The 16,813-nt window shown below is 36.3% G+C and carries 16 protein-coding genes; 9 read left to right on the top strand and 7 right to left on the bottom strand.

The window, feature by feature from the left end:
- Window positions 1–193 precede the first annotated feature (193 nt).
- Together Q0947_RS01875 and Q0947_RS01870 are read right to left on the bottom strand one after the other, a co-directional pair.
- On the bottom strand, window positions 194–1,399 hold the full coding sequence (locus Q0947_RS01875) for an FAD-binding oxidoreductase (RefSeq protein WP_299390647.1): 1,206 nt from the start codon (window positions 1,397–1,399) through the stop codon (window positions 194–196).
- 80 nt (window positions 1,400–1,479) lie between these two features.
- Window positions 1,480–2,424 carry a nitronate monooxygenase gene (locus tag Q0947_RS01870; RefSeq protein WP_299390644.1) on the bottom strand — a complete coding sequence of 315 codons (945 nt, stop codon included), beginning with the start codon at window positions 2,422–2,424 and terminating at the stop codon, window positions 1,480–1,482.
- Between the two features lie 265 nt (window positions 2,425–2,689).
- Between Q0947_RS01870 and Q0947_RS01865 the strand changes: the two genes are divergently transcribed.
- From Q0947_RS01865 to Q0947_RS01845, 5 genes are all read left to right on the top strand, one after another.
- Window positions 2,690–3,289: a Crp/Fnr family transcriptional regulator gene (locus tag Q0947_RS01865; RefSeq protein WP_299390642.1), complete on the top strand. Its 600-nt coding sequence runs from the start codon at window positions 2,690–2,692 to the stop codon at window positions 3,287–3,289.
- 478 nt (window positions 3,290–3,767) lie between these two features.
- Entirely contained in the window at window positions 3,768–4,307 is a 540-nt protein-coding gene (locus tag Q0947_RS01860; RefSeq protein WP_299390640.1) for a hypothetical protein, read from the top strand.
- 663 nt (window positions 4,308–4,970) lie between these two features.
- On the top strand, window positions 4,971–5,513 hold the full coding sequence (locus tag Q0947_RS01855) for a hypothetical protein (protein WP_299390638.1): 543 nt from the start codon (window positions 4,971–4,973) through the stop codon (window positions 5,511–5,513).
- A 440-nt stretch (window positions 5,514–5,953) separates the two neighbouring features.
- On the top strand, window positions 5,954–6,484 hold the full coding sequence (locus Q0947_RS01850; protein WP_299390636.1) for a hypothetical protein: 531 nt from the start codon (window positions 5,954–5,956) through the stop codon (window positions 6,482–6,484).
- Between the two features lie 39 nt (window positions 6,485–6,523).
- On the top strand, window positions 6,524–7,072 hold the full coding sequence (locus Q0947_RS01845) for a hypothetical protein (protein WP_299390634.1): 549 nt from the start codon (window positions 6,524–6,526) through the stop codon (window positions 7,070–7,072).
- A 128-nt stretch (window positions 7,073–7,200) separates the two neighbouring features.
- On the opposite strand, the gene dnaK is transcribed toward Q0947_RS01845, so the two are convergent.
- Complete coding sequence (gene dnaK / locus Q0947_RS01840; RefSeq protein ID WP_299390633.1) at window positions 7,201–9,111, bottom strand: molecular chaperone DnaK; 1,911 nt, start codon at window positions 9,109–9,111, stop codon at window positions 7,201–7,203.
- Window positions 9,112–9,284: 173 nt separating this feature from the next.
- Between dnaK and Q0947_RS01835 the strand changes: the two genes are divergently transcribed.
- The 4 genes from Q0947_RS01835 to Q0947_RS01820 all read left to right on the top strand — a co-directional run bounded on the left by Q0947_RS01835 (window position 9,285) and on the right by Q0947_RS01820 (window position 13,285).
- Complete coding sequence (locus Q0947_RS01835) at window positions 9,285–9,806, top strand: collagen-like protein (protein ID WP_299390632.1); 522 nt, start codon at window positions 9,285–9,287, stop codon at window positions 9,804–9,806.
- Window positions 9,807–10,042: 236 nt separating this feature from the next.
- A complete protein-coding gene (locus Q0947_RS01830; RefSeq protein ID WP_299390631.1) occupies window positions 10,043–11,467 on the top strand; it encodes an L-serine ammonia-lyase in 1,425 nt (474 codons plus the stop codon).
- A gap of 140 nt (window positions 11,468–11,607) precedes the next feature.
- Window positions 11,608–12,426: a 3-methyl-2-oxobutanoate hydroxymethyltransferase gene (gene panB / locus Q0947_RS01825; RefSeq protein ID WP_299390630.1), complete on the top strand. Its 819-nt coding sequence runs from the start codon at window positions 11,608–11,610 to the stop codon at window positions 12,424–12,426.
- A gap of 163 nt (window positions 12,427–12,589) precedes the next feature.
- Window positions 12,590–13,285: an RluA family pseudouridine synthase gene (locus Q0947_RS01820; protein WP_299390629.1), complete on the top strand. Its 696-nt coding sequence runs from the start codon at window positions 12,590–12,592 to the stop codon at window positions 13,283–13,285.
- A gap of 157 nt (window positions 13,286–13,442) precedes the next feature.
- Here the strand turns inward: Q0947_RS01820 and Q0947_RS01815 are convergent, their stop codons facing one another.
- The 4 genes from Q0947_RS01815 to Q0947_RS01800 form a co-directional block, all read right to left on the bottom strand.
- Window positions 13,443–14,273 (bottom strand): sensor histidine kinase, encoded by an 831-nt coding sequence (locus Q0947_RS01815; protein ID WP_299390628.1) that lies wholly within the window; start codon window positions 14,271–14,273, stop codon window positions 13,443–13,445.
- Window positions 14,249–14,998 (bottom strand): hypothetical protein, encoded by a 750-nt coding sequence (locus Q0947_RS01810; protein ID WP_299390627.1) that lies wholly within the window; start codon window positions 14,996–14,998, stop codon window positions 14,249–14,251. The genes Q0947_RS01815 and Q0947_RS01810 overlap by 25 nt, the downstream gene beginning before the upstream one ends.
- Complete coding sequence (locus Q0947_RS01805) at window positions 14,964–15,467, bottom strand: hypothetical protein (protein ID WP_299390626.1); 504 nt, start codon at window positions 15,465–15,467, stop codon at window positions 14,964–14,966. Before Q0947_RS01805 ends, Q0947_RS01810 begins: the two co-directional genes overlap by 35 nt.
- A gap of 160 nt (window positions 15,468–15,627) precedes the next feature.
- The gene (locus Q0947_RS01800; protein WP_299390625.1) at window positions 15,628–16,749 is read right to left on the bottom strand and encodes a DUF2891 domain-containing protein; all 1,122 of its coding nucleotides are present in this window, start codon (window positions 16,747–16,749) and stop codon (window positions 15,628–15,630) included.
- Window positions 16,750–16,813 lie beyond the last annotated feature (64 nt).

Raw genomic sequence — 16,813 nt, 5'->3', positions numbered from 1 at the left:
TTTTTTTTCAAATAATTAAACAAAGCATCGAAACGACAACATCAAATAATACATTAAAAGCCTTAAAACCAATTAATTTCATCTCTGAAGAACGAGAAATAAGAAGCATGACTTCGTCAAGAAGTTCCATCTTCAAAATGTAATTATGATCTATTGTGTCGTATTGTAATCGAAGAATATTCAGGCTTATCGTCTACCTCCCAAACTTAAAATACTTGGAGAGCTCGTGCGTTTTGCCATGTAACATAGCTGAAACCATATCCATACCAATGACAGAAAAAGTAATGCCGTTACCGCCGAAACCTAAAACAAAATAGGCATTTTTAAAGTCGGGATGTTTACCTATATAAGGTAGACCATCCTTAGTTTCACCAAAAGTGCCTGCCCAACCAAAATCGATTCTAAAATCATAATTTGGAAGGATTTTTTCTACTGTTTTTTCCAATTTGGCAGACTTCTTTTTGATAAGAGCATCCCTTTTATCGGCGTTTACAAAATCTTCATCCTCGCCACCAATAAGCAGCCTGTTATCATCAGTAGTTCTCATATAGTTGTAAGGATCTGCAGTATTCCAAAACAAAGTAGTATTAAGATGAGATAGGTCGTCCTCTTTTTGTTCACCTACAACGGCATAAGTGGATAACAGGTCTACAAATTTTTCGGGAATAATCTCAGTGCTTTCAAATCCGTTACAGAAAATTACTTTTTTGGCTTTTATGGACTTTTTGAATTCAGTATGAATGATAACGTCTTTACTGCGGTATTCAATAGTAACAACATCAGTTTTATCGAAAATCTGCAGCCCTTTTTTGTGATTATAGTGTAAAAGATCATGAGCCAACTGAAAGGCATCAATACTGCCACCTTGACCGGACAGAATGCCGCCATAGGTATGTTCAAGCTGGTAGTTTTTTGAAATCGTTTTGGGTTCTAACCATTTCACAGGAAATCCATGCTCTTTAAGGGCTTCAAATTCTTTTTTCAGCCAAGTCACATCTTTTTTTCTTGATGCAAAATAGAGTGATTCCTTTTTTTTAAATCCGCAGGTAGACTTTATCTGATTTGAAATGGATTGAAGTTGATCTATAGAATCAAAACAAGCTTTATAACTGAGCACGGCGCCTTCTTCACCAATCAGATCAATCAGTTCATATAAAGGTTTGTCAATCTCATATTGCAGCATTGAAGTCGTGGCTGATGTACTCCCATGGCAAACTTCCCGTTTATCAACAATAACAGTATTATAACCATCGGCAATACATTGGTGCGCAATAAGACTCCCGGTAATTCCGGCACCTATAATTACAATATCGGTATCAATATCTTCATTTAATGAAGGGTACGAGTGAATGATACCATTTTTAACCAACCAAAAAGGTTCCGAAGATGTTAAGCGCATAGTGTTATATTTTAAACACTGATAAAGTTAAACCGTTTAACTTAACCATTTGCCCAAAACATTAATCCAATTCCAAAATCTTAGACAGTTAAATTTTGAACAATTGTTCTTACCGGAAGGATTTGTGTAGTGTATTCAATGCTCGGCCCGGCCACCCATACGGTTTTATAAGTTGCTTCCTTGGCCGCTTTTTCTGTGGCTTTCATACCGATTGAAAAACGGATCATCTTCACCCACTTCTTAAGCTTTTTATTCTTGTTCAGCACAGATTCCAACCACGACTCCTTGGTTCCAATTTTTTGGACATAAGGCGTATTAATGACCGTACATGGTGTACCCGAAATACGTTGTGTCATCACAATATCATCAGCGCCATAGTCTACACAAGCTTGTTTATATTCCTCCGTCACCCCAGCTTCAACAGATGCGATAAATGGGCTGCCAATAGAAACGCCATCTGCACCATAAGCCAACATTTTATCCAAATCGGCTTTTGTCCCAACACCACCAGCTGAAATAATAGGAATATTACAATTGCTTTTTAAAAGATCTATGAGGTCTTTAGGCGAAATCTCTCCGCGGTGCCCACCTGCTTCATTATTAACCGCTATAATAGCGTCCGCACCCAAGGCTTCCACTTTTTGCGCAAATTTTAAATCTGTGACATCACAAAACACTTTAATGCCCGCTTTGTGAGCTTGATTTATTGTTTCTTCAGGACTGCCTAATGAGGTGATGATAAAATCACAGCCTTCTTCACACAATACGCGTAACTGCTCTTTGTATTTGATATTAGATTTGTTAACTATCAAATTAAATCCAAAAGAACCACCTTCTACCTTTGCCGCCTTCAGTTCGTGAATGGCAGATTTCAATTCGGGCAAGGTTCTATAATTTAAAGCAGGAATACACCCTGCAATACCTGACTTCATAGCCTCAATAACCATAGCGGTATTTGAAACCAAAAACATTGGCGCTTGAATAATTGGGTATTTTATATTGAGAAGTTGGTTAAGTTTTGACATATATATACGTGCTGTTTTTACAAATATAGGAAATATTATGCATGCATAGTATTTTGAAGTTAACAAACATAATTCTCTAATTACAAATTAATATCGTAACTTCATTGGCATTTTTACCCCTTTATACTATGGGCTGCCTGCACAATTTTTTATAATGGCTGCAGACCAAAACAAATGCGATTTATACATACACCTGTTAAGAAACAATTCAATTTTCGAGACTACTACTGAACACTCACTTTTAAGTTTGGTAAATAGTTGTACTTTGAAACATCTTATCAAAGGAGAACACACTATTGATAAAGAATGTACGCTCTACAAATTTCATTTTATTGTTAAAGGCAAAATAAAAGTCTACAATTTAAACCAGTCAGATAAACATTTCACGCTATTTATACTCACCAAAAATGATGTTTTTGATGTCTTTACACTAATCAATACCATTCAACATGATGTCTGTTATGAACTATTGGAAGATTTAGATCTATTAGTGGTTCCAATGGATATTATGAGAGACTGGTTAAAAACCAATCCTGACACTTTAAAGGCTTTTTTCACATACACCATTCAACAATTTAAATTACTCGAGTCGCATATTTTAGATATTGGTACAAATACCGTTACTGCTCGATTGGCAAATTTATTATTGCGACACTATAATGAGAGTACCGGTAAAATAGAACACATTGATAATTTAGCCCATGAGCAGTTGGCAGAATTAATTGGCACTTCACGTGCTGTTTTTAATCGCCACATACAACTATTTAAAAAAGAAGGAATTATCGATGTCAGTCGCAAACACATTAAAATATTAGACCTTCAATTGTTAAAAGAACAAAGTGACACAAAAGATCCTTTCCTTTAAACCTTCCGATTAAATCACAAATTAAACCGTATAAAAAATCGCCATAATTTTAGAGAAATGGCAACACCAGCACACGCTCCGAAGTTAGTATGAGGTTGCGTTTTTAACATTGGAATGCCATCATAATTTGCATGGTTTCCGAATGTTAAAAAACAAAAAATTTTGTTAAAACGCCCTGAGTGCTATATAAGTAGCAAAGTCGCCTTAGTGATTATCTTACCTTTACATCATTAAACTTCCCCGCGCACCAAATCAAATTCTTAGCAATATAAATTCCCACAGTTAATTTATTTCCCTAGTTAGAACCCTAATAGCCATTATTAAAATTGAGTTAGCGACATCACGCTTTTTGTGAACTTGCTACACCACAATAATGTCCCAAATTTAGTATTGAACCGTTGACGAATGAGCGATAATGCATGAGTTGCTTTGCGATTATTTCTCATTAAGAGATCACCTGCTTCAAAACAAATATATTATGAAAACTTTAATGATTGGTCTATTTTTAGGTCTGACCACCCTTATGTACTCCCAAACTCCGAACGCTTCGGTAAATGTAGAAGAAGTTGCCCTGAACGAGGTAATAGTATCGCCCGTAATCCACACCAAATACTTTAATTTAGTAAATGATCCTAATGCGCCAAGCCAGGCCAAACAACTTGAACATGAAGTTGGTAAATATGACATTAAAACTGCAACAGTATACTCAAAAAATCACAATAGCTATGAAGTCTTATTTGAGTCTAACTACGGAAGTATTGTGGCGTCATTTAGTGGCGAAGGAGAACTATTAAATTCTAACGAAAAATTTGAAGGTATTCGATTACCGGAAACTGTAAGACTTTCGCTTAGAGACACCTATCCAGATTGGAGACTTAATACAACTGAATACCGAGTAAAATACAATTTGAACAAGGATATCAAACGGATGTATGAAGTACAACTTACAAAAGATGATAAAAAAATGAATTTGAAAATTGATTGTAACGGGGTAATAATGAATCCTAAAAACCTTTAATTTCAACATAAGCAACTAATCAAATCAAGAACGTAATCTTATAAAAAGACTGCGTTCTTGATTTGCGTTCATCTCCAAGAAACCCTTATAAAGCCATACACAACAACGATTTGACAACGTTAAAAAAAGCAAAAAAATCAGTTAAAATAACATTTTATGCTATTTAAATAGCAAAACCAACTTCAAGTATTTTTTACCTTTATCCTATAAAACTTCCCCCACGAAACCCAAGTCAGAAATAGTTCCAATTTAGAATCAAAAACTCGTATAAAATTAAGTTAGCAGAGTCATGTCATAAATCTGCTACTTCACACTACTGCCCTAATTCTCGTACTGAACGGTGCACCTCTGAGCGCTAATCCTTAGTAGCTTTTAGTTATCTCTCATTGGGAACAACCTGCTTCTAAATACAATAATATGAAAAACTCACTGAATGGTCTTTTCTAGGTCCGACCAGCCTTAGGCACACCCGAACCTTAACATACATAAGTGAAGTGGTCTTAAATGAAGTTTGTCTAAACGCCTTTAAAAACACTGCTTATTTTGATGTAATCCAATAAAAAATGAAATTAAATTGACCGTAATCGCGTCATTCCAAATCCTAAATAACAGCTAGTAATAAAATTAAAATTCAATGTTAAACACCTAGAAATCATGAAAACGATGAAAACAATATTAATTGGGTTGGCTTTTATAAGCTTTTCCAATTTTGTTCACTCTCAGACCCCTGAAACTTCTACAAATAGAGTAAAATTAGATGAAGTTATTATTTCGCCAATCAAAAACGTAAGCTATTATAAAGCCGTTTATGATCCATATGCCGCAAAAGGTGTAAAAGATCTTGAAACTATAGTCGCTAAACACGATGTCTCCGCTTCAGATGTATACGGCAACTATGACTCCTACATGTTCATATTCAAAAATAGTGTAGGGAAAATTGTGACCATGTACGATAAAGATGGAGAGCTTCTTACTTCTATAGAAAAATTTAAAGACATCCAATTGCCAGAAAAAGTAAGATTAGCACTTTTAAGCAAATATCCTGGATGGGGACTTAATTCAACTGTGTTCCGTGTAAAGTATGCCCACAATAAAGATGTTGAAAAAGCATATTACTTACAAATTCAAAAAGGCACAGATAAATTGAATGTAAAAGTAAATTGTGATGGAGATGTATTAAAATCAGGTTGTTTCGCCTCACTATAATTAATTAAATAATGTCATCCTTAAAGAGCGCAACCTATAAAAAGGTTGCGTTTTTATATGACAGCTAATTACAACCTTCAAAAGCCCCAAACCACACAACTCTATGATTTACAACCAATACCAAAAATAAAACATAAGAAAAAGCATACTAAAAACTACTATAGTAGCATAGCCTTCTTTAAGTTTTACCTACCTTTATATCATTACACTTCCCCTCGGCTCCCAAGTCATCAACATTACCTTTTAGGTATCAAAAAAAATCATTTTAAGATATTCAAGTACTAGCATTTTGTCAATAGCAACACGATTTACGTGAAGGTGCTACTGCAAGCTAATGTCCCAATTTTAGTGTAGACCTTTTTAAGACTGAGCGTTTTAATCGCATCTAACTATTTTATAATTCTCAAGGTTGATCGTACCTGCTCCTAAATATAAATATTATGAAAACTTTACTGATTGGTCTCTTTTTAGGTCTGACCAGCCTGATGATGAACTCTCAAATTGTTACCACAATGGTAAGTGAAGAGAAACTGGACGAGGTTGTTGTTTCACCTTATAAGAATGCAAAATACTTCGACTTAGTTAATGATCCAAATGCTCCTAAACGAGCTATAAAATTAGAAAAGCTAGTTGCCAAATATGATATTACAACGGCAACGGTATTTTCTAAAGAGAATTCTAATTATGAAGTGTTATTTGAATCTGAACATGGCAAAGTTTGGGCGCTATTTAATCGTGATGGTGAAATCACTTATTCAAATGAAAAGTTTGAAGGTATCATTTTGCCACAAATTGTAGTCGCGACACTCAAGAACACCTATCCGGACTGGCGACTTAATACTACAAAATATCGGGTAAATTATTGGTTGAACAAAGATATCAAACGGGTATACGAGGTACAACTGATTAAAGACAACAAAAGAATGAATCTAAAGATTGATAATAATGGAGTTCTTTTAAATCCTAAATAAATCCAACTATTCAATCTGTAACTTAAACACCTAGAAATCATGAAAACTATAAAAAAAGTAAAACTAATGCTTGTTGGGCTAGCAATTATAGGCCTAAGTAACTTGGTTAATGCACAGGATCCTGAAACTACGATAGCTTATGTAGATTTAGATGAAATTATTTTATCACCTATTAAAAATGTAACCTATTATGATGCTGTTTACGATCCAACTGCATCCACAGCAGTAAAGGGACTTGAAACGGCAGCTGCTAAGTACGACATTACCAGCTCTGACTTGTATGGTAAATATGAATCCTATTTAATTATATTTAAAAATCATGCAGGTAAAATTAGAGCGGTATATAATAATGATGGAGAGTTGTTAAAATCTATAGAAAGATTTGAGAATGTGCAACTGACTGAAAAAGTGAGATTATCGCTTTTAGACAAGTATCCTAATTGGAAACTGAACTCAACGGTATTTCGTGTGAAGTTTGCGAGCAATAGAGATCTTGAAAGAACCTATCATCTGCAAATTTCAAAAGGCAGTGAAAAGATGAACATTAAAGTAGATGGTGATGGCGAGGTTTTAAGTGCTAAGCAATAACAGTCTCTCTAAAAATCAACCAAATAAAAAACGCAACCTTAATTTAAGGTTGCGTTTTTATTAGTATTCCAAGTCTAGCTCGGAATTAGCTATTCACTTTATTATGATTATCAAAATAAGGTTTCAGCTTATTTTACTTCTTCAAAGTCTACGTCCTCAACGTCGCTACCTTCATTAGACTGACCACCTTGAGCTCCGTTTCCAGCATCAGGTCCTTGTTGTCCACCTTGAGCCTCTGCTTGTGCTTTGTACATTTCTTCACTAGCAACTTTCCAAGCTTCGTTGATTTTCTCAAGAGCTGGGTCGATTACTGCGATATCTTTAGATTCGAAAGCTGTTTTCAATTCTTCAAGCGCTTCTTCAATTGGTTTTTTCTTATCATCAGATAATTTATCACCAAACTCTTTCAATTGACTTTCTGTTTGGAAAATCATTGCATCAGCAGCATTTAATTTCTCTGCTTTTTCTTTCGCTTGCTTATCAGCTTCAGCATTTGCTTCAGCATCAGCTTTCATTCTCTTAATTTCTTCTTCAGTCAATCCAGAAGACGCCTCAATACGGATGTCTTGTGTTTTTCCTGTAGCTTTATCTCCAGCCGTTACGTGAATGATACCATTGGCATCAATATCAAACGTTACTTCAATTTGAGGAGTTCCACGTTTTGCTGGTGGAATACCATCTAAATGGAAACGTCCAATTGTTTTGTTATCGGCTGCCATAGCACGCTCACCTTGTAATACGTGGATTTCCACTGAAGGTTGATTGTCTGCAGCTGTTGAGAATATTTGCGATTTCTTAGTTGGAATTGTAGTGTTAGCTTCAATCAACTTCGTCATCACGTTACCCATTGTTTCAATACCTAAAGACAACGGCGTCACATCAAGAAGCAATACATCTTTAACATCTCCAGTTAATACACCACCTTGAATTGCAGCACCTACGGCAACAACTTCATCAGCGTTTACACCTTTACTAGGTTTTTTACCGAAGAATTTTTCAACAGCTTCTTGTACAGCTGGGATACGTGTTGATCCACCTACCAAGATAACTTCGTCAATATCAGATATTGAAAGACCTGCAGCTTTCATTGCATTCTTACAAGGCTCGATAGTACGTTTTACTAAATCGTCAATCAATTGCTCAAATTTCGCTTTAGTTAACGTTCTTACCAAGTGCTTTGGTCCGCTAGCTGTAGCTGTTACATATGGCAAGTTGATTTCAGTTTGTCCTGAAGATGACAATTCAATTTTCGCTTTCTCTGATGCTTCTTTTAAACGTTGAAGCGCCATAGGATCTTTACGTAAATCGATACCTTCTTCTTTATTGAATTCGTCAGCTAACCAATCGATGATTTTTTCATCAACATCATCACCACCTAAGTGTGTATCTCCTTCTGTAGACAATACTTCAAAAACACCATCACCTAACTCAAGGATAGAAACGTCATGCGTTCCACCTCCAAAGTCAAAAACAACAATTTTTTGGTCTGTTCCTTTTTTGTCCAATCCGTAAGCTAAAGCAGCAGCAGTTGGTTCGTTAATGATACGACGTACCTTTAAACCTGCAATCTCACCAGCTTCTTTTGTAGCTTGACGTTGAGAGTCATTAAAGTAAGCTGGTACTGTAATTACAGCCTCAGATACTGTTTGACCTAAATAATCTTCTGCAGTTTTCTTCATTTTTTGAAGAATCATTGCTGATAATTCTTGTGGTGTATATAAACGACCGTCAATATCTACTCTTGGCGTATCATTATCACCTTTTACCACTTTATATGGTACACGTTCTGCTTCGTTTTTAGACTCAGAATACTTGTTACCCATGAAACGTTTAATGGAAGAAACCGTTTTTGTAGGGTTTGTTACCGCTTGACGTTTTGCTGGATCACCAACTTTAATTTCACCACCTTCTACGAAAGCAATGACAGATGGTGTAGTTCTTTTACCTTCTGCATTAGGAATTACAACTGGCTCGTTACCTTCCATTACCGAAACGCAAGAGTTGGTTGTACCTAAATCGATTCCAATTATTTTACTCATAATATATGTTTTGTGTTGAATTATTAATTTTTTAATTTCTCTTTCTATATGTCAATCATTGTGCCATGACAGAAAATCTGACAAGGTGTCATTTTTATGCTTTGTTTTGACATAGTTATACCATATATAGATAAGGATTCGTAAATTTACAAATCACTTAAAAACGAATTCATATGAAAAAGATCGCAACCTTATTATTTGTATTAGCTATAACACTGACGGCCTGTACAGGCGACCAAGGACCAATGGGACCTCCTGGTTTTGACGGCATTGATGGTGTAGATGGTGCTGACGGCGGAATTATTGTCTCCTCGGCATTTGAAATTGATGTCAATTTCACAGCTGACAATAATTATTCGTACACAGAAAATTATGGCTTTGAAGTTTTACCTTCTGACGTGACCTTAGTTTATATTTTATGGGAAACTAATAACGGCACAGACATTTGGCGTATGTTACCACAAAGTGTCTATTTTGATGATGGCACTTTAGTATACAACTACGATTTTACCCGAACCGATGTGCGTTTCTTTTTAGATGGCACTAAAAAATTCAACACCTTAGATGCTGAATGGACACAAAACCAAACTTTTAGAGTGGTTGTCGTTCCTGCAGATAATGTAGATGGTGTAGACATTTCTAATCTTAACGAAGTGATGCAAGCCACTAATATTACACATTTTGATATAAAATAGTAGATTTTCTACGTTTCATTTAAATTTAAAAAAGGATGTTGTTGTCACGATTACTTGTGATATGAACGTCCTTTCTTTATTTAGTTATGGAAAGATGTTTATTCGTTTTTTGAAGTATAAACAATCGTAATTAATAGGGTCTCAGGCAGATATTCCGATAATTTATTTCTAGGTGATTGCAATTCCATTTTGAAATAAAAAGAGGCTATATTTGTAGCTCTAAATCGTTTGCGTTAATGGAGTGTATTTCTATATTTGATATGTTAAAGATTGGCGTTGGCCCATCAAGTTCCCACACTTTAGGACCTTGGCGTGCTGCTGAACGCTGGATTAAAGAGTTAAAGGATAGCAATAAATTTGATAAGGTTACAAGCATTACCGTAGATCTTTATGGTTCTCTATCACTTACCGGTAAAGGCCATGCTACAGATTATGCGGTAATTTTAGGGCTTTATGGCGCAGATCCTGAAAGAATTCCAATAGATTCTCTTGAATCTATTATTGCGACGGTTAAAAGCACCAACACCTTACTGTTTAACAATGAAATACCAATCACTTTTGATCCAAAAGCTGATATTGTTTTCAATAGAAAATTCTTACCGTTTCACGCCAACGGCATGAAATTCACCGCAATGATTGATGGCAGAAGATCCAGTTCTACCTTCTACTCCATTGGCGGCGGATTCGTAGTTAAAGAAGAGCGAAAAGTGTCGAAGAAGAATTGTAAAATTTTCGAAAACACTTTCCCTTACCCTATCCGATTAGGTACTGAACTTCTCGCGTATTGTAAGGAGTTAGACTTGCCAATTTCTAGTGTGGTATTGGAAAATGAGAAATCGATCAGGGATATGGAAACCATCGATTTTGAATTGCACCGTATTTGGGACACCATGTTAGAATGTATGTACACGGGCTGTCATACCGAAGGTAATTTACCTGGCGGATTAAATGTCAGACGTCGTGCGTATGACATGTACGAGAATTTAAAAGGTGACCTTCCTTATAACAATCCAAAGGAATGGTTAGAAACCATCCGAAAAACAGAAGTCAAATTCAGACAGATCCTAAAATGGGTAAGCTGTTTTGCGCTGAGTGTCAATGAAGTAAATGCGGCTTTAGGGCGCGTAGTTACTGCACCTACCAATGGCAGTGCTGGCGTTATTCCGTCAGTTTTGATGTATTATTTAGTGATTGAAAATCATGACGCTGGCTTTGAGGAAATCAAGAAATTCTTATTGGTTGCAGGAGAAATTGGCAGTATTTTCAAGAAAAATGCGACCATCTCTGCCGCAATGGGTGGCTGTCAGGCAGAAATTGGCGTGTCATCGTCAATGGCAGCAGCTGCGTTATGTGAATTGATGGGAGGTTCCCCTGAACAAGTATTGATTGCCGCTGAAATTGCCATGGAACACCATCTCGGACTGACTTGCGACCCTATTGCGGGACTGGTTCAAATTCCGTGTATAGAACGTAACGCCATGGGTGCGCTTAAAGCTATTAATGCTGCAGAATTGGCGCTAAATACAGATCCTAAAAACGTAAAAGTTCCTTTGGATAAAGTGGTTCAAACCATGTGGGAAACCGCCAAGGACATGAATACGAAGTATAAAGAAACCTCTGAAGGTGGTTTAGCCGTTGGCGTACATTTGTCAGATTGTTAAAATAAAAATTTATAATTAATACATACGGAATTCTAAAATCTAGATGATTTTGGAATTTTGTCATTGAACTAAGTGCTTTTAAATTCAAAAACCATCATTTATTTAAAAACACTTATTTTTACACCACTAAATTATTACACATGTCAGTAGCTAAAAAAGATTACAAAAGAATTACCGTAAAAACATTGGTGGATATGAAAGCCAATGGTGAAAAAATATCCATGCTTACCGCCTACGATTATACAATGGCTAAAATTGTAGATGGCGCTGGTGTAGATGTAATTTTGGTAGGTGATTCTGCAAGTAATGTAATGGCCGGTCATGAAACGACGCTGCCAATAACTTTAGATCAAATGATTTATCATGCTGCAGGTGTCGTTCGTGCTATTGAGCGCTCATTAGTGGTGGTCGATTTGCCTTTTGGAAGTTACCAAAGTGATCCAAAAGAAGCCTTACGATCTGCCATCAGAATCATGAAGGAAAGTGGCGGACATGCTGTAAAATTAGAAGGTGGAAAAGAAGTAAAGGAATCTATCAAACGTATTTTAAATGCGGGAATTCCTGTGATGGGCCATTTAGGACTCACTCCACAATCTATCTATAAATTTGGAACCTACACTGTTAGAGCCAAGGAAGAGCAAGAAGCAGAAAAACTAAAAGAAGACGCACTGATGTTGGAACGCATAGGCTGTTTCGCCATTGTTTTAGAAAAAATCCCGGCAAAATTAGCTCAAGAAGTGGCAGAAAGCATCTCTATTCCGGTTATTGGAATTGGCGCTGGTAATGGCGTTGACGGACAAGTGCTTGTCCTACATGATATGTTGGGAATGACGCATGAGTTCCATCCGCGATTCTTACGCCGATACATGAATTTGTATGAAGACATGACCAATTCAATCTCACAATATGTGAAAGATGTGAAGGATTTGGATTTTCCGAATGAGGAAGAACAGTATTAGGGTTCAGTTGGCAGTATTCAGTAGGCAGTATTCAGTAAGCAGTATTCAGTTGGCAGTTAGCAGTAAGACAGTTGGCAGTCTGGGGTTAATTAAAATGACTGTAATTCGGTGTCTTTTGTAAACGTAGTGCAATTCTTATCCAAAAACTTATCTAAAAAAATCCGTGGCTAAAGTACTCTCAAATAAAGACAACTTACAGGTCTTATACGAAGACAACCATATTATCATCATCAATAAACGTGCTGGTGATATTGTTCAAGGTGATAAAACCGGGGACGAACCCTTAAGTGAAGTTGTTAAATCGTACATCAAGGAAAAATACAATAAACCTGGAAACGTGTACCTGGGTGTAGCGCATCGGTTAGACCGACCAACTACAGGGGTAATCGTATTCTCAAAAACGAGTAAAGCCTTACCACGTCTCAATAAATTATTCGCTGAAAAGGACGCTAAAAAAACCTATTGGGCACTCGTTAAGCAGATGCCTCCTAAAACAGAAGACACCCTAATTCATTGGCTTAAAAAGAATCCGAAGATTAACAAATCGACTGCCTACACCAAAGAAATAGCTGACGGCAAAAAAGCCATTCTACATTATAAAGTCCTTAAGAATTTAGACAATTATTACTTGATTGAAGTCGCTTTGGAAACAGGTAGACATCATCAAATTCGTTCGCAACTATCGAGTATTGGATGCCCTATTAAAGGCGATTTAAAATATGGTTTTGATAGAAGCAATCCGGATGCAAGCATTAGTTTACATGCCCGCTCCTTATCGTTTGTCCATCCTGTTTCTAATGAGAATATTCATGTTGAAGCACCTTTGCCTAGTGCCCCACTTTGGGATGCTTGTTTGTAGGAACAGTTTTTAACATTCTAAGAAGAGAGAAAAGAGAGAAGAGAAAAGAGAGAAGAGACTTGTTGAAAGGTCTAATTACAAAATTTAGAAAGGATCAATATTTACTCATTTTTTTTGCAAATGGTTTATGGCTTAAAACAGAATATTGGGCTTACTATTATAAAAATTCACTGTCCTTTAAAACACGTTTCGAAATTGGATACGCTATACTAAGCTTTGTACCCTGATTTGGTTGAGAAGTCAACTTGAAAACGGATTCTACCAGCTCTGCCCTATTTTTCATATTTAACAATCCTGAACTGTCCTTAACCTCATCTATCGCAAACCCTACACCATCATCCGACGCTTCAATTAGCAATTCATTTGGCGAAAAATCTAATGCTATCGTAAGCTTTGATGCCCTAGAATGTCTTACAGAATTGGAAATAAATTCCTGCAAAATACGAAACAAGATGGTACTATCTTTAGTGTTTTTAAAAGGGATAACGTCACCTGTAATAACAAAATCCGCTGTCATTAATTTCAACTTATTGAGACGTGCAATTTCAAATTTAATGGATTCAACAAATCCTCTATTTTGAATGACTTCGGTATTTAAGGACTTAGAAAGCGCTCTCACTTCACCCAAACTCTCTTTGATTATACTTTGGGTCTCAACATATGGCTCTTTAATATCCGCTCCAATTTTAACGCCTAACATTCCCATTTGCATACTGGCCAAAGAAAGTAATTGACCGATATTATCGTGAAGTTCTTGGCCAATATATTTAAGTGTTTGCTCCTGAATTTCCTCTTTGGTTTTAGAAACCGTTTCTTCAAATTGCTTTTGCTGCTTTATTTTATCTATTAACAGCTTGTTCTTTCGCTTCTGAAAAACGATAAAAAACACAATAATAAGCGTTGTCACAATTACTAAAACAGCAATCATATAAAGCAACAGATACCTTTGGGCATCAGTACTAATCAGTTGTTCTCCGGTTTGCACCATAATAAAGCAATTGTAAAGGATACATACATAAACATATTGGCAGCTAAATAAAGTTGCCATTTTAAAAAAACAAAATTCCAATCGGCAGTGGAAAAATAAGTCTCATAAAACAATAATGGTGTTGTAATTAAGAACCATATCAAGATGACTGAACTTATCCAGAAGTAAATCGACTTGTAGAAGGTCAACACTTTATCACTCTCCAAAACTTCTATAAAATAAAAACAAACACAAAGTAAAATGAGGAATGAACCCCATACAAATATCGGGATATAGAACTTGTGGTTGAGCAACTGAGCATTCAGCGCCAAGTAAATTACAGATCCGACAAAAAACAAGAGCGTTGCAAAGAATAAAAATCGCTTTCTAACCGAATCTGAAAGGATTTTCCTATAAAAAAACGGAAAAAACACTGCTGTTCCAATTCCCCAAAACACAGCATAATAGAAATAATTTTTTTCAAACACCGTATTTTCAATAAGGTGTAAGGCATTAAAACGTGCAAAAAATGTTGGATAACCACCCAAATAATCCCCTAGAGCGGCATAGACTAAAAACAGGATAAAATATTTAACTGCCGTTTTTCTATACTTATAGAAACAAATTAATCCAGTAGCAGCCGCTAGAAACTCAACTGAACGCGTGATTATGAAATAATTTTGCCTCAAAAATTCGTCCATTTCCTTTAGCCTATTGAGGATAATTAGCACTTGGAGGATACCCATGACCGCCCATGTCTAAGCCCTCACCATCAGGGATGTCACTGCTTCCATTTTGCAAAGAAAAATTAAGCATGGAGGCTTCAGTTTTGACAAGTTTTCCTGTCGGCACAAAAAACATCGTGGTATAGCCTGCTTTACCATCCTGATCAGGATGTGCCCCCAAATAAATACGAACGCCATCCATGGTGTAACCACGTTGTTTAGCTTCGTCTTCTGCATAATTGAGATAGTCCCGAACTTGATCTAATCCGTACCATGATGAACGGTTATCGCCGCCTTCCCTGGTCACGATGGAATCACTGATTAATTTGTAACGCGGGTTATAGGCGTTATCCAAGGTTTTGATTTGCTCAGGAGAAATGAGTCCTTTGGGTGCGTTTATAGCAAAATCCGCATCGGTTTTAGAAAAATAGAAATACGTAATAAATGCGCCAATAAGGATTCCTAAAATGAGTAGTAATAGATTTTTCATATTTGGTTGGTATAAGTTGGTTATGTATTGAAGGTGATATAATTCTGAATATCAACCCCTAAACTATCAAGATTTATGGTTTTATCCTATTAATACAGCATCTTAAATGTAAATTTTTTCTCACGTTAGTCCGTGACCTATAGTTTTAAACCATTTTTTTTCAATCACGCGCTACGGTGTTTAAGGCATAAATGGCAAAACTGCCTAACCAATGCCCACCTTCATAACTATCTCCTACAATACTTGGCAGGGAATAGTTGATATGTGCATTTGCGGTGTTTTCCAGATGTACATATTCTGGTAAATCTTTAGCTATTTCATATAAGCTCCACGCTCTTGAAAAATTGACGCCATCTAAATGCACCAATTTCCCATCAGTTCTATCGCTCACTATCCCAGGTTCCAACTTAAAGTTCTTATCTTTTAATTGTGGCAGAAAATCGGCAAGCCAAGTTTTAAATTCCTCTTTTGGCAACACCCGTTTCATTAATGCCGCTTCTTCAAAACATGGCGATAAAAAGTCAAATCCACTTGGCTCCCACGACAATGGACAATTAGCATCTTTTAAATAAAAATCTTTTGCGCGTTGTGCAATAACTGATGATAATGTTTCATTACCTACCGTTACAGCATAATCATAAGCAAAGGATAGTCCGAAAGCGGTATTAGGATGCTCGCCAACACGAATAGGATAATTAAGCTTTGGTAAAAATTCGATGTATTTTTCTACAATAAGATCTGTTAGTGGTTGCAAATTGGTCTCCAATTCTCTTGCCAACGGGGCATCCCAAGTATGCAATTCTTCAGCAAGTTTCAATAGCCACGCCCAACCATAAGTGCGCTCGTAACTCGTATTATGTTTCCCGAAAAAATATTCGACTTCCTTTTGAATATTTTCTTTTGAGATGTTTTGCTGAAGCATTTGTTTGATCTCTTCTGCATTCTCAAGTTCAGGAAATTGCTTTAATAAACTCACCAAACTCCAATGGCCATGTACTGCGGAATGCCAATCAAAACACCCGTAAAATGCTGGGTGAAGTGTCTTTGGCTCTTGTAAATCGTCCTTACCTCCTATAGTTTGCCCAAGCTTGTTAGGATATTCTGTCTGGATGCAATGGATGGGCAATTGGGCCAACCGATTGGCCTCTTCCAAATGAAGTGTAGGTGCAGTTACCTGTGCTACTTCTGTAGTAGTTTGTATGGGGGTTTTAGCTTTCTTTTCTTCGGATTGGTTACAACTTAAGACTAATAAAAATGGAATGCTGAGTAGTAGTGATTTCATTAAGGTGGTGTAATTTTTAATATATGGTACTTCTATTTTGATTCATTAAATATGATATTTTCTA

This window comes from uncultured Gelidibacter sp. (assembly GCF_947500795.1).
Taxonomy (GTDB): domain Bacteria; phylum Bacteroidota; class Bacteroidia; order Flavobacteriales; family Flavobacteriaceae; genus Gelidibacter.
The sequence above is the reverse complement of the archived record's forward strand: the minus strand, read 5'-3'. Positions and strand labels throughout refer to the sequence as shown.